This is a genomic window from Mesorhizobium sp. WSM4306, from assembly GCF_007003975.1.
Lineage (GTDB): Bacteria > Pseudomonadota > Alphaproteobacteria > Rhizobiales > Rhizobiaceae > Mesorhizobium.
The window spans coordinates 60983-79713 of record NZ_VFTC01000026.1 but is presented as its reverse complement, the minus strand read 5'-3'; the positions used below and the strand labels follow the sequence as shown (position 1 = coordinate 79713).

General features: G+C 64.0%; 23 protein-coding genes. 19 read left to right on the top strand and 4 right to left on the bottom strand.

Annotated elements, in window-relative coordinates:
* Positions 1 to 13 precede the first annotated feature (13 nt).
* Positions 14 to 817, bottom strand: a complete 804-nt coding sequence (locus FJV77_RS25385) for an IclR family transcriptional regulator (RefSeq protein WP_142869329.1) — start codon at positions 815 to 817, stop codon at positions 14 to 16.
* A gap of 118 nt (positions 818 to 935) precedes the next feature.
* On the opposite strand from FJV77_RS25385, the gene FJV77_RS25380 reads away from it, so the two are divergent.
* The 13 genes from FJV77_RS25380 (at position 936) to FJV77_RS25320 (ending at position 12158) form a co-directional block, all read left to right on the top strand.
* Positions 936 to 1805 (top strand): transporter substrate-binding domain-containing protein, encoded by an 870-nt coding sequence (locus tag FJV77_RS25380; RefSeq protein ID WP_142869328.1) that lies wholly within the window; start codon positions 936 to 938, stop codon positions 1803 to 1805.
* An 88-nt stretch (positions 1806 to 1893) separates the two neighbouring features.
* Positions 1894 to 2559: an amino acid ABC transporter permease gene (locus FJV77_RS25375; protein ID WP_142869327.1), complete on the top strand. Its 666-nt coding sequence runs from the start codon at positions 1894 to 1896 to the stop codon at positions 2557 to 2559.
* Between the two features lies 1 nt (position 2560).
* A complete protein-coding gene (locus tag FJV77_RS25370) occupies positions 2561 to 3211 on the top strand; it encodes an amino acid ABC transporter permease (protein WP_142869326.1) in 651 nt (216 codons plus the stop codon).
* 4 nt (positions 3212 to 3215) lie between these two features.
* Entirely contained in the window at positions 3216 to 4010 is a 795-nt protein-coding gene (locus FJV77_RS25365; protein WP_142869325.1) for an amino acid ABC transporter ATP-binding protein, read from the top strand.
* 37 nt (positions 4011 to 4047) lie between these two features.
* Entirely contained in the window at positions 4048 to 4509 is a 462-nt protein-coding gene (locus FJV77_RS25360; protein ID WP_142869324.1) for a RidA family protein, read from the top strand.
* 20 nt (positions 4510 to 4529) lie between these two features.
* Positions 4530 to 5735: an aminotransferase class V-fold PLP-dependent enzyme gene (locus tag FJV77_RS25355; RefSeq protein WP_142869323.1), complete on the top strand. Its 1206-nt coding sequence runs from the start codon at positions 4530 to 4532 to the stop codon at positions 5733 to 5735.
* 401 nt (positions 5736 to 6136) lie between these two features.
* Positions 6137 to 6670 (top strand): sigma-70 family RNA polymerase sigma factor, encoded by a 534-nt coding sequence (locus FJV77_RS25350; protein ID WP_246691381.1) that lies wholly within the window; start codon positions 6137 to 6139, stop codon positions 6668 to 6670.
* On the top strand, positions 6657 to 7538 hold the full coding sequence (locus FJV77_RS25345; RefSeq protein WP_142869321.1) for an anti-sigma factor: 882 nt from the start codon (positions 6657 to 6659) through the stop codon (positions 7536 to 7538). Before FJV77_RS25350 ends, FJV77_RS25345 begins: the two co-directional genes overlap by 14 nt.
* A gap of 203 nt (positions 7539 to 7741) precedes the next feature.
* A complete protein-coding gene (locus tag FJV77_RS25340) occupies positions 7742 to 8731 on the top strand; it encodes a TIM barrel protein (protein ID WP_142869320.1) in 990 nt (329 codons plus the stop codon).
* On the top strand, positions 8728 to 9603 hold the full coding sequence (locus FJV77_RS25335; protein ID WP_142869319.1) for a MurR/RpiR family transcriptional regulator: 876 nt from the start codon (positions 8728 to 8730) through the stop codon (positions 9601 to 9603). The genes FJV77_RS25340 and FJV77_RS25335 overlap by 4 nt, the downstream gene beginning before the upstream one ends.
* Positions 9600 to 10487, top strand: a complete 888-nt coding sequence (locus FJV77_RS25330) for a ribokinase (protein WP_142869318.1) — start codon at positions 9600 to 9602, stop codon at positions 10485 to 10487. The genes FJV77_RS25335 and FJV77_RS25330 overlap by 4 nt, the downstream gene beginning before the upstream one ends.
* A gap of 100 nt (positions 10488 to 10587) precedes the next feature.
* Complete coding sequence (gene purE, locus FJV77_RS25325) at positions 10588 to 11085, top strand: 5-(carboxyamino)imidazole ribonucleotide mutase (RefSeq protein WP_112559807.1); 498 nt, start codon at positions 10588 to 10590, stop codon at positions 11083 to 11085.
* Positions 11082 to 12158 (top strand): 5-(carboxyamino)imidazole ribonucleotide synthase, encoded by a 1077-nt coding sequence (locus FJV77_RS25320; RefSeq protein WP_142869317.1) that lies wholly within the window; start codon positions 11082 to 11084, stop codon positions 12156 to 12158. The genes purE and FJV77_RS25320 overlap by 4 nt, the downstream gene beginning before the upstream one ends.
* Positions 12159 to 12203: 45 nt before the next feature.
* Here the strand turns inward: FJV77_RS25320 and FJV77_RS25315 are convergent, their stop codons facing one another.
* The gene (locus FJV77_RS25315; protein WP_142869354.1) at positions 12204 to 12632 is read right to left on the bottom strand and encodes a lysozyme inhibitor LprI family protein; all 429 of its coding nucleotides are present in this window, start codon (positions 12630 to 12632) and stop codon (positions 12204 to 12206) included.
* A gap of 240 nt (positions 12633 to 12872) precedes the next feature.
* On the opposite strand from FJV77_RS25315, the gene ykgO reads away from it, so the two are divergent.
* The 4 genes from ykgO to FJV77_RS25295 all read left to right on the top strand — a co-directional run bounded on the left by ykgO (position 12873) and on the right by FJV77_RS25295 (position 15404).
* Positions 12873 to 12998 carry a type B 50S ribosomal protein L36 gene (gene ykgO / locus FJV77_RS25310; protein ID WP_006203764.1) on the top strand — a complete coding sequence of 42 codons (126 nt, stop codon included), beginning with the start codon at positions 12873 to 12875 and terminating at the stop codon, positions 12996 to 12998.
* Positions 12999 to 13111: 113 nt separating this feature from the next.
* A complete protein-coding gene (locus tag FJV77_RS25305; RefSeq protein ID WP_142869316.1) occupies positions 13112 to 13699 on the top strand; it encodes a hypothetical protein in 588 nt (195 codons plus the stop codon).
* A gap of 165 nt (positions 13700 to 13864) precedes the next feature.
* A complete protein-coding gene (locus FJV77_RS25300) occupies positions 13865 to 14932 on the top strand; it encodes an alpha/beta hydrolase (protein ID WP_142869315.1) in 1068 nt (355 codons plus the stop codon).
* A 7-nt stretch (positions 14933 to 14939) separates the two neighbouring features.
* Positions 14940 to 15404, top strand: a complete 465-nt coding sequence (locus FJV77_RS25295) for a hypothetical protein (protein WP_142869314.1) — start codon at positions 14940 to 14942, stop codon at positions 15402 to 15404.
* Between the two features lie 8 nt (positions 15405 to 15412).
* On the opposite strand, the gene pyk is transcribed toward FJV77_RS25295, so the two are convergent.
* Both pyk and FJV77_RS25285 read right to left on the bottom strand, forming a co-directional pair.
* Positions 15413 to 16858 carry a pyruvate kinase gene (gene pyk, locus FJV77_RS25290; protein WP_142869313.1) on the bottom strand — a complete coding sequence of 482 codons (1446 nt, stop codon included), beginning with the start codon at positions 16856 to 16858 and terminating at the stop codon, positions 15413 to 15415.
* The gene (locus FJV77_RS25285; protein ID WP_112559583.1) at positions 16855 to 17343 is read right to left on the bottom strand and encodes a DUF1036 domain-containing protein; all 489 of its coding nucleotides are present in this window, start codon (positions 17341 to 17343) and stop codon (positions 16855 to 16857) included. The genes pyk and FJV77_RS25285 overlap by 4 nt, the downstream gene beginning before the upstream one ends.
* 246 nt (positions 17344 to 17589) lie before the next feature.
* Here FJV77_RS25285 and FJV77_RS25280 point away from each other — a divergent pair, with 246 nt between their 5' ends.
* Together FJV77_RS25280 and FJV77_RS25275 are read left to right on the top strand one after the other, a co-directional pair.
* Positions 17590 to 18387 (top strand): N-formylglutamate amidohydrolase, encoded by a 798-nt coding sequence (locus FJV77_RS25280; protein ID WP_142869312.1) that lies wholly within the window; start codon positions 17590 to 17592, stop codon positions 18385 to 18387.
* 10 nt (positions 18388 to 18397) lie between these two features.
* A complete protein-coding gene (locus FJV77_RS25275) occupies positions 18398 to 18706 on the top strand; it encodes a DUF1244 domain-containing protein (protein WP_142869311.1) in 309 nt (102 codons plus the stop codon).
* The last annotated feature ends 25 nt before the right edge of the window (positions 18707 to 18731 follow it).

Here is an 18731-nt window from a genome sequence, read left to right as displayed (position 1 = left end):
GGAGCCTGACCCCTTATCCCGGGATCGAAAGCCTTGCGGCGCGTTCACGCAACAGCGCAACAAGCTCGTCGGTCTTTTCCTTCGCGGTATCGATCGGCACCACCAGGCACATCGTCGCCTCGACATTGCCGGCCGCCGAGAAGACCGGGGCGGCCAGGCATTTGGTATAGGCGTCGACCAGCCCCGACGTGATGCAATAGCCCGTCGTCCGGGCCGTCGCGATATCGGCGATGAAATCGTCGAGCTGCAGCCTGCGGCCATCCGGCAGCAAAAGGTCGCTCTCCGACACCATGTCCCGGATAGTCGCCCTCTCAAGCCCGGCCAGAAGCAGCCGCCCCGATGCCGTCCATGGCAGCGGGATCTGCAGGCCGGTGGCGGAGCTGATCCGGAACGGCCTGGTGCCCGGACTGGAATGGACGATGGTATAGCGGCCGCTTTGCAGCATGCACAATTCGGAAGTCTCGCCGGTCTCGCGTGACAGATTGTCGACCTCCTGCCGGCCTCGGCGGAGCAGGTCGTTGCCGCGGACATAATCCATTCCGTAGAGGTAGAGCTTCTTGCCGAAATAGACGCGGTTACCGTCGCCTTCCATCTCCAGCAGACCCGCGTCGACCAGCGAACGCACCAGCGTATAGGTGGTCGAACGCGGCGCATTCACCCCCTTGGCAAGGTCGCCAATGCCGATGGCGCGCTGCGTGACATGCAGGAACTCCAGGATCTCCAGCACCCGGTTGAGACCTTTTTCCCGCGAGCCCGAGGTCTTGTCCGCGGCTGGGCCAAGAACTGGCTGATCGGTGATCCCATTGCTGTCTTGCATAACTGATTCCTGATGTTAGTATCTGTCTTGTATAGGATACATGTGTCTTTTGTAAGAGACAATTCACGTAGGCGACGCATGTGCCTGTAAGGGGAACTCAAACGAACAGGAGGTCGCAGTGAACGACACATCCAAGCGAGATTTTCTGAAACTGGGCATGGCCGGACTGGCAACGGCCGGCGTAGTGACCGCAATCAACGCCGAGAAGGCGGCGGCTCAGGCAGCACCCGACAGCCTGCTGCGTACCGTTCTCGATCGCGGCAAGCTGATCGTCGGCACCGGCAGCACCAACGCCCCGTGGCATTTCGAAAACGATGCCGGCGAACTCGTCGGCATGGACATCACCATGGGGCACATCCTGGCCAAGGGACTTTTTGACGACCCGACCAAGGTCGAGTTCGTCATGCAGGACCCGGCGCAGCGCATTCCAAACGTGACCACCAATAAGGTCGATATCACCATCCAGTTCATGACTATGACCGCCCAGCGCTCGCAGCTGATCAACTTCTCCAGGCCGTACTACGTCGAAGGCGTCGCGCTGCTGACCCTTCCGACTGCCGAGAACAAGACGTTCGACAAGCTGCTCGCTGGCGGTGCTGCGACGCGCATTTCCATCCTGCAGAACGTCGATGCCGAGGCAAATGTGCATCTCGTCCTGCCGGAGTCACAGGTGATGCAGATCGACACCCAGGCCAACGTGCTGCAGGCGCTGGAATCGAAGCGCGTCGACGCAGCCGCCGTCGATCTCTCGACGGTCCGCTGGCTCGCCTCGCGCAATCCCGACAAGTACTTCGATGCTGGCAAGAGCTGGTTCTCGATGCTTTATGGCGCCGCACTGCGGCAGGGCGATCTTGACTGGCTGACCTTCGTCAATACGACCTTCGCGACCGCAATGTTCGGTCATGAAACGGCGCTCTACGACGCGGCATTCAAGGACTATTTCGGGTTGGAGCCGCCGGCGCGGCATCCTGGTTTCCCGGTCATCTGACACTAGCCGGCGGAGGGGCAAGCAAACGCTCTTCCGCCTCCTTCTCCTCGACAGCGCGCGATGCCACGCTGGGTACTGAGGCAGACGCATGGGCTATGCCCTCAACTTCAACCTGATCTGGCGGCATTTCGACAAGCTGTGGGGTGGCCTGCTACTCAGTCTCGAGCTTGCCGTGATCTCGATTGCCATCGGTGTCGTCATCGGCCTGGTGCTGGCGGTCTGGTATGTCTCGGCCGGTCGCGTGGTGCGCGCCATCATCGCGGCCTATGTCGAATTCATCCGCAACGTGCCGCTGATCCTGCTGGTCTATCTCGTCTTTTACGGCGTGCCGACGGTCGTCGACCTCGCCTACAGCGCGCCAACCTCGTTCGTGCTGACGCTGTCGGTCTATAGCGGCGCCTATCTGGTCGAGGTTTTCCGCTCCGGTCTGGAAGCCGTCCCGCGCGGACAACTGGATGCCGGCAAGGCAATCGGCCTGACGCCTTGGCAGCGGCTCACTCACGTGCGCCTGCCGACGATGCTGCGGATCACGCTGCCGGCGCTTTCGAACACCTTCCTGTCGCTGTTCAAGGACACCTCCGTCGCCTCGGTCATCTCGGTGCCCGAGCTCACCTACGGCGCCCAGTGGATCAATTTCAACACCTTCCGCATCGTCGAGGTCTATCTTGTGACGACCGCGATGTACCTCCTGACCGGCTATGTGTTGCTTTTCGCGCTGCGCCTTGTCGAACGCCGGTTCAGGGCGGCACGCTGACATGCTGAGCCAGATCCTCTACGCTTTACCTTTCCTCGCCCAGGGCTTCGCCCTGACCCTGTGGGTGTCGCTTCTGGTCGTGGTCTTCTCGCTCGTGGCCGGCGTGGCGATGGGCGTCGGCCTTGTCTACGGTCCAGCACCCCTACGCTGGGCGGTGCGTATCTTCAGCGACACCATCCGCGGCATTCCGATCCTGGTGCTGATATTCTTCGTCTATTACGGCCTGCCGGCCGTCGGCGTCCACCTGGAGTCCTTCTGGGCCGCTGTGCTGGCGCTCACTCTGTTCAAGACGGCGCAGGTCATCGAGTATCTCAGGGGCGCGGTCGGCTCCATCCCGAAAGGCCAATCCGAGGCGGCGATGGCGATCGGGTTGACCTTTCGCCAGCGGCTCACCTATGTCATCTTCCCGCAGGCCTTCAGGCGCTTCCTGCCGCCCTGGATCAACGGCGTCACCGACGCGGTCAAGGGCAGCGCGCTGGTCTCGCTGCTCGGCATCACCGACCTGATGCAGGCGATCAACCAGGTGATCGGCCGCACCTATGAGGCGATGCCGCTCTATATCCTCGGCGCCCTCATCTACTTCGCCGTCAACTATGCGCTTTCCTACGCCAGCCGGCGGCTGGAACGGCGCTTTGCCTTCATCCGGGATTAGCACGATGGCCACAAGCTCGCACGATAATCCAGCCCTTCTCGACATTGCCGGGGTCTCGAAAGCCTTCGGTTCGGTCGAGGTGCTGCGCTCGGTCAGCCTCAAGGTGGACAAGGGCGAGGTGGTCACCGTCATCGGCCCTTCGGGCAGCGGCAAGACGACCCTTCTGCGCTGCGTCAACTTCCTCGAAAGCTACGACTCGGGCTCGATCCGCATCGACGGCAAGGAGGTCGGGTTTCGCGAGGCCGGCACGCGCCAGCGGCGCAGCGAGCGCGACCTGGCCGCCATGCGCGCCGAGACCGGCATGGTGTTCCAGAGCTTCAACCTGTTTCCGCACCTCACCGCCGCCGGCAACATCATGCTCGGCCTCACCAAGGTGCGTGGCAAGAGCAAGGCCGAGGCGCGCCAGATCGCCGAGCATTGGCTGAGCCGCGTCGGTCTCGCCCACAAGGCCGACAGCCTGCCCGCGGAACTATCCGGCGGCCAGCAGCAGCGCGTCGGCATAGCGCGGGCCGTCGCCATGGAGCCGAAGATCCTGCTGCTCGACGAGATCACCTCCGCGCTCGACCCCGAGCTGGTCGGCGAGGTGCTGGCCGTTGTCCGCAGCCTGGCCGAAGACGGCATGACCATGGTGATGGTCACCCACGAGATGGCCTTTGCCCGTGACGCTTCGAGCCGCATCGTCTTCATGGCCGATGGCGGTGTCAGCGCTGTCGGTCCGCCGAAGGAGATCCTCGCCCAAGAGACCACCAATGAGCGCCTGCGCTCTTTCCTGGCGCGGTTCCGCGCCTCGCATTTCTGACGTGGGCGGCTGAAGCCGCCCCAAGGAGAATTCTTCCATGACGCCTTACATCCGGCTCGCCGAACTCGGCCTGACGCTGCCCGAGCCGCCGACGCCGATCGCCAATTTCGTCACCCATGCCGAAAGCGGCCGGCTGATCTTCCTCTCCGGCCAAGGGCCGCTGCGCGCCGACGGCACGCTGTGCACCGGAAAGGTCGGCGAGGACGTCACCGTCGAGCAGGCCTATGAGCATGCCCGCCTCACCGGCCTCAATCTACTTGCCGTCATGCATGCCGCCGCCGGCGATCTCGGCCGCATCGTGCGCGTCGTCAAATTGCTCGGCTTCGTCAATGCGACGCCGACGTTCAGCGACCACCCGAAAGTCGTCAACGGCTGCTCGGACCTGTTCGCCAACGTCTTCGACAAGATTGGCGGTCATGCCCGTTCGGCGATCGGCGTCGGCTCGCTGCCTGGAAACATCACCGTCGAAATCGAAGCGGTCGTCGAGATCGCCGACTGACAGTCAAGGGATTTGCTGACATGAAAACCTATTCCGACACCGGCTCCAACACCACGATCCGCGAACGGCTGGGACTGCGGCCGATCATCAACGTCTCCGGCACGATGACGACGCTCGGCGCCTCGATCATTGTTCCCGAGGCGATCAGCGCCATGGCCGAGATCGCCTCGCAATGGGTTGAGATGGACGATCTGCAGCGCGCCGCAAGCGTGATCACCGCTCGCCTTACCGGCGGCGAGGCCGGCTTCATCACCGCTTGCTGCGCCTCAGGCATCACCATGGCGATCGCCGGCGCGATGACCGGCACCAACCTTCTGGCGATCGAGCGCCTGCCGGACAACACCGAAGGCCTGAAGTCGGAAGTCGTCATCCAGCTTGGTCATATCGTCAATTACGGCGCGCCGATCGACCAGTCGATCCGCATCGCCGGCGCCAAGGTCATTCCGGCGGGCACGGTCAGCGTCACCCAGGATTACCATGTGCGCGAAGCGATCAACGAGCGCACCGCGGCGGCGCTCTACGTCGTGGCGCACCACACCGTGCAATACGGCATGCTTTCCCTCGAGGAATTCTGTGAGATCTGCCACGCCAGGGGCGTGCCGGTGATCGTCGATGCGGCCTCCGAATATGATCTGCGCAGCTTCCTGGCGCGCGGCGCCGACATCGTCGTCTACAGCGGCCATAAATTCCTCTCGGGGCCGACCAGCGGCATTGTCACGGGACGCAAGGATCTGGTGCGGGCCGCCTATCTGCAGAACCGCGGCGTCGCCCGCGCCATGAAGGTCGGCAAGGAAAGCATCGCCGGCACCATGGCGGCACTCGAAGCCTGGGAAAAACGTGACCATGCTGGCATCCGCCGGCGCGAGGAAGCGGCGCTCAACCTGTGGAAGAGCGCGCTGCAAGGCATACCGGGCATCGCCGCCCACATCATTCCCGACCCCACCGCCAACCCGCTCGACCGGCTGCAGATCTTCATCTCGCCCGAAAGCCGCTTCACCGCCGCCGGCCTCGCCTCGGCATTGGCGGCCGGCTCGCCGCCGATCATCGTGCGCAACCACGAGGTCGAGCGCGGCCATTTCTTCCTTGACCCCTGCAACCTGCATCCCGGCGAGGCCGAGATCGTCGCCGAGTGCCTGCGCGCCGTGCTGACGGCGGCCGAGCGGCCGGCGGATGCGATAAAACAGCCGCGAAAGGATTCGTCCGGCGCCTTGCGCTGGCCGGATTGAGCACCAACCAGGTCAGACAAAGCTGATGCAACCGGCTGATCACGCGACTGTGAACAGCCGGATTTGCGCGCTGCGGGAATAAATCCCGGCCGCGACAGGTCTTCTCGGTATACGCCATCGCTGGCGTTGAGGAGACGGATATGCCGCATCGATACGAGGACAGCCACCATGGCCACGGCATCAGCCGTCTCGTCATGAGTTGGACCGTATGATCGTCATCGGCGTCTCCTGCCTGGCGCTTGACACTGGTGACGCAGATGAATTCACTTTCGCCTCAACAGGCAGCCTTGCCTGTTCCTGCGGGGTTGGCCCGTAGGGCGAGATCGCCGTCGCACGCTGAATGCGCACGGCCCATCCGCCCCGGAGTGTCGGATCATGGTGCTGCTTTGAGCGAGAAGGCTATGGCCGAACGCTTCAACGAAGTGGTGCTGCCGCATCTCGGCGACGCGCTTGCGCTGGCGCGCTGGCTTACCGGCAATGCCGCCGACGCCGAGGATGTCGTGCAGGATGCCTGCATCAAGGCGCATACCGGCATTGCCGGTTATGCTGGCGGCAACCCGCGCGCCTGGCTGCTGACCATTGTGCGCAACACGTCCTACACCTGGATGTCGCGCAACCGGCCGCGCGGCATGATGGCCGTCGGTGATCTCGGCGATCTCGACGAGATGGCGGCTGCACACGGCACGAATGTGCGGGATGAAGATGGCCCGGAGGCGAGCCTGATCGCCAAGGCCGAGACGGCGGCGCTGGAGAAAGCGATCGCCGGCCTGCCGCAGCCTTTTCGCGAGACGCTGGTGCTGCGCGACATCAATGGCCTCAGCTACCGTGACATATCGGTGATGCTCAGCGTGCCGATTGGCACGGTGATGTCACGGCTGGCGCGGGCTCGCAGCCTGCTTGCGTCCGAACTGGGAGAGCGCCATGACCGCCCATGATGACGGACTGCCCAACGATCCCGAAGGCATCATGCTGATGATCCACGCTCTGGTTGATGGCGAACTCGATGCGGCGGCCGCACTTGCCGTTGAACGCCGCATCGCCGCCGATCCGAAGCTTGCCGCCGAACACGCCCGCATCCTCGCCTTGCAAGGCGCAGTCGGCCGCTTGCCGCGCCCCGATGTCAGCGATGCCTTTCGAGCCCGCATCGCGGCGATCGGTACGGCATCGGCACAGGCGCAGGACGAGGCACCGCCGGCGCTGCCGGGATTGATCGCCGGGGCAGCCCAGCAACGGCGAGCGACCGATACGCGGCCGTCCCAGGCGAGGCCATCGCCAAGGGCGCGCCGCTTCGGCTCGTTCGACTGGCGCGCCATGGCGGCGTCGATCGTCATGACCGCGGTGCTGGCCAGCGGCGCCACGCAGTGGGTGATGTTCAATGCCGCATCGGACAGCGTCGCCGCCGAGATCGCCGGCGACCATCGCCGCAGCCTGCTCGCCGCCAGCCCGATCGACATCGTCTCGTCCGACCGCCACACGGTGAAACCGTGGCTCGACGCCCGCATCGGCGTGTCGCCGCCGGCGCCCGATCTTGCCACGGACGGCTTCGCGCTGATCGGCGGCCGGGTCGAGGTCGTCTCCGGTCGTCCGGTGCCGGCGCTGGTCTACCGCCACCGAGAGCACCTGATCACGCTGGTTGCCGAACCGCAGCAAGGCGGCCGAGTCACCGAACCGAAGGACGTTTCCTCGGGCGGCTTCTCTATGGTGCACTGGAGCGACGGCGCCTTCTCCTACTGGGCGATCTCCGACATGGAGCGGCCAGAACTCGACGATTTCGTCGCCCGCTTCCGCAAGGCTGCGGTGTGAGGAGTCCAGTCTCGTCACTGATCCCGCCGCCACCCTGACAGGTTCTCCAGCCTACAGCGATTAGGAAATAGCCGGTTCCCGGTGCGCATTTGCGCTGCTCAACTTGGCCGGGATACGGCCAGGCCGCTGCTCGCAGCCCTTTAAAACGATAACTTTACAAATATTTGTGTTTATGTGAAGTTATGAGTCTTGAAGGGTCAATCATGACAGCCAATCGTTTTGCCACGCGCCTGAACTCCTTTGCCTCACGGCCACAGGCCGAATGGCCCGATCTTTCGGGCAAGCCGTCGCTAATGCAGATGGCGGCGCGCGCCGCCAAGGTTGCAGGGCTGACTGATCTTGATCTCAATTTCCCCGACCATGTCGGCGAAAAGCCAACTGGAATCGCCCGCAAGCTTGGTAACCTCGGGCTTTCCATCAATGGCTTCGCCATGCGCTACTACTCGAATCCGGCCTTCAAGCTCGGCGCCTTCACCAATCCGGACCCAGTGGTACGCCGCGAAGCCATCGACCTAACCAAGGCTGGCATCGACGCCGTGCGCGAGGCCGGCGCCAGCCTGATGACGCTCTGGCTTGGTCAGGATGGCTTCGACTATGCCTTCCAGGCCGACTATGCGACGCTCTGGCAACACGAAATCGATGGGATTCGTGAAGTTTCCGCGCATGATCCCGATTGCCAGATCAGCCTGGAATACAAGCCCAACGAACCACGCTCCTATAGCCTGATGCCTGATGCGGCGACGACCTTGCTGGCGATCCGCGAGGTCGGCCTGCCCAATCTCGGCGTCACGCTCGATTTCGCCCATGTGCTCTATGCCGATGAGCAGCCGGCCTTTGCCGCCGCCCTGATCGCCCGCCACAGCAAGCTGCTCGGCGTGCATCTCAACGATGGTTACGCCAAGCGCGACGACGGCCTGATGGTCGGCGCGGTGCATACGCTGCAGACCGTCGAACTGCTGCGCCAGATCCGCCGCGACGGCTACGCCGGCGCGATCTATTTCGACACGTTTCCCGACATGACCGGGCTCGATCCTGTGCGCGAATGCGAAGTCAACATCGCCACTGTCAGGCGCATGCTCGGCGTCGTCGAGCGGCTGGAAAAGGACAACCGGCTGTCCGCCGCCATGGGCAGCCAGGACGCCGTGACATCGCAGGCCATCGTCCAGGAAATCATGCTTGGACCGGACATATGAGCCTGAGTGGGCTGGATCTGAAAGCCGTGGGGCCGCGCATCCGCATGATGATGCCGCATCTCACCCCGCTCGAGGCCAAGGTGGTAGAAACCGTTTTTGGCCGGCGCGGTTTCGACGAGACGATTCCGCTGAAGCAGATCGCCGAGGAAGCCGGCGTGTCGGAGGCGATGGTGGTCAAGATCGCCAAGAAGCTTGGCTTCTCCGGCTATCGCGACTTTCGCACCGCCGTCTATGAATACAGCCGCCTGCCGACCGCCGAAATGCACCAGGAACTGTCGGTCGACGACAGTTCGGCCGAGATCGTGCAAAAGGTGTTTCGCACCTCCATCCAGGCGCTGGAGGAAACCCTCGCCATACTCGACATCGAGGATTTCGACCGCGCCGCCGATCTGCTCTACCGCGCTTCAAATCGCGACTTCTACGGCGTCGGCGGTTCGGCGCAGATCGCACGCGACGTTTCGCACAAATTCCTGCGGATCGGCATCCGCGCATCGGTCTATGACGATTCGCACATGATGCTGATGTCGGCCTCGCTGCTCGGCGCCGACGACATCGCCGTCGGCTTCTCGCATTCGGGCAACACGTCGGCCGTCATCGATGCCATTCAGCTGGCCCGCAAGAATGGCGCGCGCACGCTCGCCATCACCAACTACGACAGTTCTCCACTCGCTGGGCTAGCCGACATCGTGCTGTGCTCGACCGCACAGGGCTCGCCGTTGATGGGAGAAAACGCGGCGGCACGCATTGCACAGCTCAATATTCTCGACGCGCTGTTCGTGGCGGTGGCGCAGCGCGATTACCAGGCGGCGGAGCGCAATCTTGGCCGCACCATGTCGGCGGTGAAATCAAAACGAAAAGACCGTGGCTCATGAGCAATCCGCCACTGGTCACCGTGTTTGGCAGCTTGCACTACGACATCATGGTCGATGCGCCTGACCGGCCACGCAAGGGCGAGACGGTAACCGGTCACGCCTGGCACCCGAAATGCGGCGGCAAGGGCGGCAATCAAGCGATCTCGGCGGCGCGCGCCGGCGTGCGTGCGGCGATGATCGGAGCCGTCGGCGACGATGATTTCGGCACGGCTCTGCTGGCCAATCTCACGCGCGCCGGCGTCAACCACAGCTGTGTGCGTGTGGCGCGAAATACAGGCTCCGGCATGAGCGTCGCGATCTTCGACGCGGAAGGCGATTACGGCGCAGTGATCGTCTCGGGCAGCAACCTCACTTTGGGTGAGGCCGACATTGCCTCTCCTTCCGAAGTGGTGGCCCAGACGGCGGTGCTGTTGCTGCAGAACGAAGTGCCTGAGGCCGCCAACATCGCCGCCGCGCGCGCGGTGAAAACGAGGGGCGGCCGGGTCGTGCTCAACGCGGCTCCGGCCCGCAAACTCTCCGATGATCTGATCGCGCTGGTCGACATCCTCATCGTCAACGCCATCGAGGCCGAGTTCCTGGCCGGCATGGCGGTGGTCGAAACGCTCGACGGTGCGGCGCAGGCTGCGCGACGCCTTGTCGATCTCTGCCCCACGGCAATTGTCACGGCGGGCGGCGAAGGTGTCGCCTGTTGTGACCGGAGCGGCGAAGCCTTCGCGCTCCCTGCCATTCCGGTCAAGGTTGTCAGCACGCATGGCGCGGGCGACGAATTCGTCGGCGCGCTGGCCGCAGCCCTTGCCAGGGGACAGGCCCTGCGGCCGGCCCTCGCTGTCGCCAACGCCGCTTCGGCCGTGCTGGTCTCGACACCGGAGGCCAAACGTATCTAACGGCCGGTTTTGATATCATCAAAAGACACCAAGCGCCGCGCATCCTTGCCGTCGATGCCGAATTCCGCTAAGGCGCGCCTTTGCCGCCGGGAGCATGCGCTTGACCGACCACCGCGCCGACGTCGCCATCATCATGGGCAGCCAGTCCGACTGGGCGACGATGCGCCACGCCGCCGAAACACTGGAAGCGCTGGGCATCCCGCACAAGCGGCTGATCGTCTCCGCCCACCGGACCCCGGACCGGCTCTATGATTTCGCCAAGGGCGCCAAGGCGGCCGGCTACAAGGTGATCATCGCCGGAGCCGGCGGTGCGGCGCACCTGCCCGGCATGACGGCGGCGATGACACCGCTGCCGGTGTTCGGCGTGCCGGTGGAATCCAAGGCGCTGTCCGGTCAGGATTCGCTGCTCTCCATCGTCCAGATGCCGGCCGGCATTCCGGTCGGCACACTGGCCATCGGCAAGGCCGGTGCCGCCAACGCCGCCCTTCTGGCGGCCGCTGTGCTGGCGCTCAACGACGACAAGCTTGCCGCCCGTCTCGACGCCTGGCGCGCCGCCCAGACCGCCAAGGTCGCCGCCGAACCGACGGACGCGCCGTGAGCCTGCCAGCGGGATCGACCATCGGGATCATCGGCGGTGGCCAGCTCGGCCGCATGCTGGCTGTTGCCGCGGCGCGCCTCGGCTACCGCACAATTATCCTCGAACCGCAGGCCGATTGCCCGGCGGCTCAGGTCGCGAACCGCCAGATCACCGCCGCCTATGACGATGCGGACGCTCTTGCCGAACTTGCAGCAGCCAGCGCCGTCGTCACATATGAATTCGAGAACGTACCGGTGGCGGCTGCCAGCGCGCTTGCCGCCAAGGTGCCGGTCCATCCGCCGCCGCGTGCGCTGGAAGTGGCACAGGACCGGGTGGCGGAGAAGCAATTTCTCAACGGCATTGGCATCAAGACCGCCGATTTCCGCGCCGTCGACAATGACGACGAGCTGACGGCGGCGCTGAGAGCGTTCTCGGGCAGCGGCATCTTGAAGACCCGCCGCATGGGCTATGACGGCAAGGGTCAGCGCGTCTTCCGCAACATGGAGACGGGCGGCTTTGCCGGCACCTGCGAGGCCATGAGCAATGTGCCGCTGATCCTGGAATCCTTCGTCGCTTTCGAGCGTGAGATCTCGGTGATCGCCGCGCGCGGGTTGGACGGCGCGGTCGCCGCCTACGATCCGGCCGAGAATGTCCACCGCGACGGCATCCTGCATACCTCGACCCTGCCGGCCCAAATCAGGCAGGAAACAGCGGCGGCGGCACAAGCGGCGGCGGCAAAAATCCTGTCGTCCCTCGACTATGTCGGCGTCATCGGCGTCGAGTTCTTCGTTCTTGCCGATGGCTCCCTGCTGGCCAACGAAATGGCGCCGCGGGTGCACAATTCCGGCCACTGGACGGAAGCCGCCTGCATCGTTTCACAGTTCGAGCAGCATATCCGCGCCATAGCCGGCCTGCCGCTGGGCAACCCCGGCCGGCATTCCAACTGCGTCATGGAGAATTTGATCGGCGACGACGTCCTGCGCGTACCCGCTCTGCTCGCCGAGCCCGATCTGATGCTGCATCTCTACGGCAAGGCAGAAGCCCGCCCAGGCCGCAAGATGGGCCATTTCACGCGCATCAGCCGGCGTAGCTGAGCTATTCCAGGAAAGCGCGCAGCGCTTTGCCTAAGGGGCGTGGCCCTATTGCAGCTCGTTGTTCAGATCCCCGTCTTCGTCGGGGCTGGCGCAACTCGCGTCGCCTTCCTGGCAATTGGCGCCGGACGTCAGCTGCTTGGTGCGCTGCTCCGTCAGTTCGGTCAGGCATTGCGAAACCTCCATGGGATGGATGGAGCCGCCTTCGCTGTCTGTCGTGGTATAGGCGCATTCGGCGTCGCGGAAGGCGATCCAGGCGCGTTGCGCGACCTGCAGCAGCTTCCTGCTCTTGTCGTCGTTGCTGCCGACGAGATCCTTGTAGGCCTGGTTGAGCTTGGCATCGGCTGCCTGATAGTCCTCGCCGGCACAGATATTCATCATCTGCTGGCTGTCGTCGTTGCGGTCGCATTCCTGCGCCTGTGCAGTAGAGGCCGCCGCCAGAACGGCAAGGCAGGCGGACACAAACAACGGGCGCATGGACCTCTCCAAATCAGCTTGCAGGCGCCGCACCATTCCAGCCCGCCTTCGGCGGCGCAATGGCGTCGAGCCGAGATGGCGGATATTTGATGGCCAAAGCCGTTCTCAGCCGCTATGCAGCACGCTTGCGGTTGACATGGGCAAGGCTCCTCGTTTATGAGCCACGCAAGTTCAAAGGCGCGTCTTCTGGCGCGCCTTAATAATTCGGCCCGGACAGGGCCCAGACCGACGGGCAAGACCATGAAGATCAAGAATTCGCTCAAGGCGTTGAAGGCGCGTCACCGCGACAACCAGCTGGTTCGCCGCAAGGGCCGCATCTACATCATCAACAAGACCGCTCCGCGCTACAAGGCGCGCCAGGGCTGAGTTTTCGGCCGGAGGCTCGTTGCCTCCGTCCCTGTGATGTTATTTGCCGGAGATCCGGCACTTTCACGCTAATTTCAGTTTGACGATCCGCCGTCCGGGGTTAGATTCGGGCGATGCGGATTCTTTTTGCATTTTTCGCGGCCCTCTTCCTGTTCAGCGCCACAGCAGTGCGAGCGGATGATCCACCGGCCGCCACGACGCCGCCGGTTGCCGTGACCAAGGAAGCCCGGCTCGACCAGCTGTTTGCCGACCTGAAGCGCGAACGCAACGAAAAGGCTGCCGAGCGCATCGCCGGGCGCATATGGGGCGAATGGTTCCAGTCAGGCAGCGCCTCAATCGACCTGATGATGCAATGGTCGCAAAAGGCGATGGATGACCAGAAGTTCGACGTCGCCCTCGACTTCCTCGACCAGGTCGTCACCCTGCAGCCCAAATATGCCGAGGGCTGGAACCGGCGCGCCACCGTGCACTACATGATGAGGAATTTCGGGAAATCGATGTCCGACATCGACCAGACGCTGCAGCTGGAACCACGCCATTTCGGCGCGCTTTGCGGCCTGGCGCAGATCATGGCCGCCACCGGCCACAAGCAATCGGCGCTCGAAGCCTGGCAGAAGGTGCTGGCCATCTACCCGATGATGCGGAGCGCCCAGGACCAGGTCGCGACGCTGTCGGAAGAGCTTGCCGGCGAAGGAATTTGATTAGGCAGTAGGGATAGGGATTAGGCAGTAGGGTGGCGGTTGATACCCGTGCCTACTGCCCTACTGCCCTACTGCCCTACTGCCCTACTGCCCTACTGCCCTACTGCCTACTGCCTACTGCCTACTGCCTAGAACTTATCCCCCTCCACCCCCGTACCTCTCCTCATGAACCTCATCTACGCCGCCTGTGCCTTCCTCCTCGCGCTCGTCTTTGCCCTTGCCGGAGTCACCCGCGCCGGCGCGTGGCTGATCGAGTGGCGCAATCCGCCGGCCGGCGAATTTGCCGAGATCGACGGCGCCCGCATCCACTATGTCCATGTGCCGGCGCCGCGAAATGCCGAGCTGCCGGCGATCGTCTTCATCCATGGCGCCAGCGCCAACCTCAGGGATCAGATGCTGCCGATCCGGCCTTTGCTCGAAGGCCGCGCCGAAATGGTGTTCCTCGACCGGCCGGGCTTCGGCTGGTCGGAACGCGGCCCCGGCAACAATGAAAGCCCCGCAGCGCAAGCCAACACCATCGCCAAGCTGATGGACCGCGTCGGCATCCACAAGGCCATAATCGTCGGCCATTCCTTCGGCGGCGTGATCACCGCTGCCTTTGGCCGCGAGCATCCTGACAAGACGCTCGGCCTCGTCTTCCTGTCGCCGGTCAGCCACCCTTGGCCGGGCGGCGCGACCGCCTGGTATTACAAGCTGACCAACATCCCCATCATTGGCTGGCTGTTCTCGGAGACATTGGCCTATCCGGCCGGCACACTGCAGATGAACGGCGCCACGGCCTGCGTGTTTTCGCCCAACAAGGTGCCGGACGTCTATGTCGGCAACGCCTCGATCCCGCTGGTGCTGCGTCCCGGTGCCTTCCGCGCCAATGCCATCGATGTCGCCGGCCTCTATGACTATGCGCTCAAGGCCGCGCCGCATTACCGCGACATCAAGGCGCCGACGGTCGTTATCTCAGGTGACCGCGACAAGGTGGTCTATGCCTCGATCCATTCGGTCGGCCTGGTCAGGGATATTCCGGGCGCCGAGCTGATCTGGGTCCACAATCTCGGCCACAAGCCGGACTGGATCGCCTCCGATCTCGTCGTTGGCGCCATCGAGAAAGTCGCCGGCAAGGACGTCGACCTGCAGGCAATGGCGAAAACCGTGGAGATGCGGATCGCAGGGGACGCCTATAATGAGGGACAATGCCCCGACATCACGGCGCCCGACGCGGAACTCGCCCCGATCTGATCGCCGCATGTATGTCCTGAAGCACGGCATCAAGAAGAACCCGGAGAAGCGATGGGCATTGCCGGACCGCATCTTCTTCGGTCACGGCGCGTGCGCCATTCTCGCAGGCGCCTTTCTCGAGCACGCTCCTCTGGAAGGATTTTACGGCGAACGGATCATTCCGGGCGAGGGCTTTTCCGGAAACCATATCTATGTGACCAACGGCGTGATCGCGTTCGACTACCACGGCTATTCCGCTCGTAAGCGGCTGCTGGAACACCACAGAAGAGGCTGGGCATCGCACAACCCTGGATGGCACTGCGCAATCACCAGGGTCGATTTCGACCTGCTCGACACGGTCGAACTCAACCGGCGAAAGATGCTGGGTCCGGACCAGTACCTGCACGACCCCGTTCCTCGCGCGTGCCGGTTCCTTCGGCGTATCGATCACGCCGAAGCCGCGGCAAGAGCGCTGCGAACCAAGGCGAGTTGAAGCCTCTCTCAGCCTATGTTGCGGCTAGCCTGCACGTCCGATCCGACATAGGCGATGCGCAGCATGTTGGTCGAGCCCGGCGTCCTCAGCGGCACACCTGCCGTGATGATGACGCGGTCGCCCGGCTGGCCGAAACCCTCTTCGAACGCGATGCGGCAGGCGCGGTCGACCATGTCGTCGAGGTCGACGGCGTCGGGCGAGACGACGCAATGCGTGCCCCACAGCAGCGACAGCCGCCGCGCGGTGTTGAGGATCGGCGACAGCGCGATGATCGGCACCTGCGGGCGCTCGCGCGCGGCGCGCAGGCCGGTGTTGCCCGACGCCGTATAGGTGATGATCGCCGACAGCTTCAGCGTCTCGGCGATCTCGCGCGCGGCGAGCGAAATGGCGTCGGCGCCGGTCGCTTCCGGTTCCGAACGCTGTGCGTTGATGATGCCGGCATAGGTCGGGTCGGTTTCGACCTTGGTGGCGATGCGGTTCATCATCGCCACCGCCTCGACCGGATAGGCGCCGGCCGCCGACTCGGCTGAAAGCATGATGGCGTCGGCGCCTTCGAACACGGCGATCGAGACGTCGGAGACTTCGGCGCGGGTCGGCACCGGCGCGGTGATCATCGATTCCAGCATCTGCGTGGCGACAACCACCGGCTTGCCCGCGCGGCGCGCCGCGCGCGTTATCTGCTTCTGGATGCCGGGCACCGCTTCGAGCGGCATTTCGACACCGAGGTCGCCGCGGGCGACCATCAGCGCGTCCGACAATTCGATGATCTCGGCCAGCCGGGTGACGGCTTGCGGCTTTTCGATCTTGGCCATGATCAGCGCCCGGCCTCGCGCGATCTTGCGGGCTTCGGCGAGATCTTCCGGCCGCTGCACGAAGGACAGCGCCACCCAGTCGACGCTTGCTGCCAGCACCGCATCGAGGTCCTTGCGGTCCTTTTCGGTCAGCGCACCGACCGGCAGGTCGGTGTCGGGCAGGCTGACGCCCTTCTTGTCGGAGATCGTGGTGCCGGCGACCACCGTGCAGGTGATCGACTTGCCGTCGCTCTTCAGAGCCTTCAGCTCCAGCTTGCCGTCGTCGATCAACAGACGGTGGCCGGCCTCGACCGAGCTCAGGATTTCGGGATGCGGCAGGTAGACCCTGGTCGAATTGCCGGGCTCGGGATTGTTGTCGAGCGTGAAGGTCTGGCCAGCCGTCAGCACCTCCTTGCCGTTGGCGAACTTGCCGACGCGCAGCTTCGGCCCCTGCAAATCGGCCAGGATGCCGATCGGACGACCAACCTTTTCCTCGACGGCGCGGATGCGGCCGACCAGCGTGCGCATCAGTTCGTGGTCTGTGTGGCTCATATTGATGCGGAAGACATCGGCGCCGGCTTCGAACAGCTTCTGCAGCATCTCCTCGGACGAGGAGGCCGGACCGATGGTGGCGAGGATCTTGACCTTGCGGCTACGTCTCATTGACTGTTTGTTCCCGGGGCGGCTGGAGCGCCTCCCGTTGTGGACTCATCGGTCAGCTGGACCATCCAGCTTGCCTGTTCGCCCGTGTCATATTCCTGGAATCCGGCGCGCTGGAAGCCCCGGGCGACGCAATCGGTAACGCCGGCGATCTTAAACTCTTTTTCGGCCACGCACATGTTGATCGGGCCATCCCAACGCCCGCCACGCTCGGCGTCTTCTGCATAAAGATAGTAAAACCTTGATGACAGCGGCCCTTCGATCAGCGTCTTGCAGCTCGATCCTTCGATGTGCCACCACCCCTCGGTGATCCAGCCGGCCTTGGCGCGGTAGCCGATGCCGACGCCGACCAGGTTCTGCGTGGCGTTGCAGACGCGGAAATCGGCGCGGGCGGGCGAGGCCGCGACCAGCGCGGTAAGCCCCACCGTCAAGGTCAGGAGCGGCACGGCAAAGGCGCTGCGCGCGCGCGGCCTGCCGGCGGAACCCATCCCGAAACCCCTCAACAACGTCATCTGCATCTCTCAACGCCCCTTTTCGGAAAAGTCCGGGCGCATGTCAACGCGCCGTTCTGTCCAATTCCAATCGATTTAGAAAGGCCCCCGACACGCAATCTGCCGCGCGTGACCGGATTTTCGCAGAAACCGTGGCCAAACAACGGCATTGCGCCAGCGTCCTCTTCGTGGGTAATGACGATAGCACCCTCCCCGACGCCAGCGAACAGACCTTTTCAGCCAATGACCCGATCCACAGTTTTCGCGCCTTTCGATCTTGTCGAAGGCGACCGCAAGCGAGGCATCGTGCTGATCGCCGACCATGCCCGCCGCGACTTGCCGGATGAGTATGGCAGCCTCGGCCTGCCGGCGGCACAACTCGAGCGCCATATCGCTTACGACATCGGCGTCGAGACCGTGACGCGCGAACTGGCGGCGGCGCTCGACGTACCGGCGGTGATCGCCAATTTTTCGCGCCTGTTGATCGACCCCAATCGTGGCGAGGACGACCCGACGCTGATCCGTCAGCTCTATGACGGCACCGTGGTGCCGGGAAACTACCCGATGGCACCGGAAGAACGCGAAAGGCGGCTCGACGGCTTCTACCGGCCTTATCACGACGCGGTCGGCGCCATGATCGCCTCGGTGGCGCAGGCTTCAGGCAAAGCGCCTTTCATCTTCTCCGTGCACTCCTTCACCCCGGCCATGCAAGGTATTGCGCGGCCCTGGCATGTCGGCATCTTGTGGGACCTCGACGACCGCGTGGCGCGGCCGCTGATCGACATGCTGGAGGAGGATAAAGACCTCGTCGTCGGCGACAACGAACCCTATGATGGTGCACTGCGCGGCGACACCATGTTCAAGCACGCCATCGTCAACGGCTTTGCCCATGCGCTGATCGAGATCCGTCAGGACCTGATCGCTGATCAGAAGGGTGCGATCGCGTGGGCTGAACGGCTGGCGCCGATCGTTGACGCGATCAATCGTCGTCCCGATATACATGACGTGAGGATGTTCGGCTCGCGCACCGGGCCGCGGTGAGGATCAAGACATGACCGAGCTCAGCGACGAACAGAAACGCGATTTCGAGGCCGCCGCCTTCCGCCGGCTGGTCGACCATCTGCGCGAGCGCAGCGATGTGCAGAACATCGACCTGATGAATCTCGCCGGCTTCTGCCGCAACTGCCTGTCGAACTGGTATCGCGAGGCCGCCAATGCCGAGGGCGTCGACCTCGGCAAGGATCAGTCGCGCGAGATCGTCTACGGCATGCCGTATGCACAATGGCAGGCGCTGAACCAGACCGAGGCTTCGGACGCCAAGAAAGCAGAGTTCGAGGCGAGGCGGCCGAGGGATCATTAGCACCCCGCTGGCAACGCTATAGGCG

What these genes read in the sequence shown, in the direction of transcription:
- FJV77_RS25385 (WP_142869329.1), bottom strand. Translation starts at nt 817, where the DNA reads ATGCAAGACAGCAATGGGATCACCGATCAGCCAGTTCTTGGCCCAGCC.
- FJV77_RS25375 (WP_142869327.1), top strand. Translation starts at nt 1,894, where the DNA reads ATGGGCTATGCCCTCAACTTCAACCTGATCTGGCGGCATTTCGACAAG.
- FJV77_RS25370 (WP_142869326.1), top strand. Translation starts at nt 2,561, where the DNA reads ATGCTGAGCCAGATCCTCTACGCTTTACCTTTCCTCGCCCAGGGCTTC.
- FJV77_RS25365 (WP_142869325.1), top strand. Translation starts at nt 3,216, where the DNA reads ATGGCCACAAGCTCGCACGATAATCCAGCCCTTCTCGACATTGCCGGG.
- FJV77_RS25360 (WP_142869324.1), top strand. Translation starts at nt 4,048, where the DNA reads ATGACGCCTTACATCCGGCTCGCCGAACTCGGCCTGACGCTGCCCGAG.
- FJV77_RS25355 (WP_142869323.1), top strand. Translation starts at nt 4,530, where the DNA reads ATGAAAACCTATTCCGACACCGGCTCCAACACCACGATCCGCGAACGG.
- FJV77_RS25350 (WP_246691381.1), top strand. Translation starts at nt 6,137, where the DNA reads ATGGCCGAACGCTTCAACGAAGTGGTGCTGCCGCATCTCGGCGACGCG.
- FJV77_RS25345 (WP_142869321.1), top strand. Translation starts at nt 6,657, where the DNA reads ATGACCGCCCATGATGACGGACTGCCCAACGATCCCGAAGGCATCATG.
- FJV77_RS25340 (WP_142869320.1), top strand. Translation starts at nt 7,742, where the DNA reads ATGACAGCCAATCGTTTTGCCACGCGCCTGAACTCCTTTGCCTCACGG.
- FJV77_RS25335 (WP_142869319.1), top strand. Translation starts at nt 8,728, where the DNA reads ATGAGCCTGAGTGGGCTGGATCTGAAAGCCGTGGGGCCGCGCATCCGC.
- FJV77_RS25330 (WP_142869318.1), top strand. Translation starts at nt 9,600, where the DNA reads ATGAGCAATCCGCCACTGGTCACCGTGTTTGGCAGCTTGCACTACGAC.
- FJV77_RS25315 (WP_142869354.1), bottom strand. Translation starts at nt 12,632, where the DNA reads ATGCGCCCGTTGTTTGTGTCCGCCTGCCTTGCCGTTCTGGCGGCGGCC.
- ykgO (WP_006203764.1), top strand. Translation starts at nt 12,873, where the DNA reads ATGAAGATCAAGAATTCGCTCAAGGCGTTGAAGGCGCGTCACCGCGAC.
- FJV77_RS25305 (WP_142869316.1), top strand. Translation starts at nt 13,112, where the DNA reads ATGCGGATTCTTTTTGCATTTTTCGCGGCCCTCTTCCTGTTCAGCGCC.
- FJV77_RS25300 (WP_142869315.1), top strand. Translation starts at nt 13,865, where the DNA reads ATGAACCTCATCTACGCCGCCTGTGCCTTCCTCCTCGCGCTCGTCTTT.
- FJV77_RS25295 (WP_142869314.1), top strand. Translation starts at nt 14,940, where the DNA reads ATGTATGTCCTGAAGCACGGCATCAAGAAGAACCCGGAGAAGCGATGG.
- pyk (WP_142869313.1), bottom strand. Translation starts at nt 16,858, where the DNA reads ATGAGACGTAGCCGCAAGGTCAAGATCCTCGCCACCATCGGTCCGGCC.
- FJV77_RS25285 (WP_112559583.1), bottom strand. Translation starts at nt 17,343, where the DNA reads ATGGGTTCCGCCGGCAGGCCGCGCGCGCGCAGCGCCTTTGCCGTGCCG.
- FJV77_RS25280 (WP_142869312.1), top strand. Translation starts at nt 17,590, where the DNA reads ATGACCCGATCCACAGTTTTCGCGCCTTTCGATCTTGTCGAAGGCGAC.
- FJV77_RS25275 (WP_142869311.1), top strand. Translation starts at nt 18,398, where the DNA reads ATGACCGAGCTCAGCGACGAACAGAAACGCGATTTCGAGGCCGCCGCC.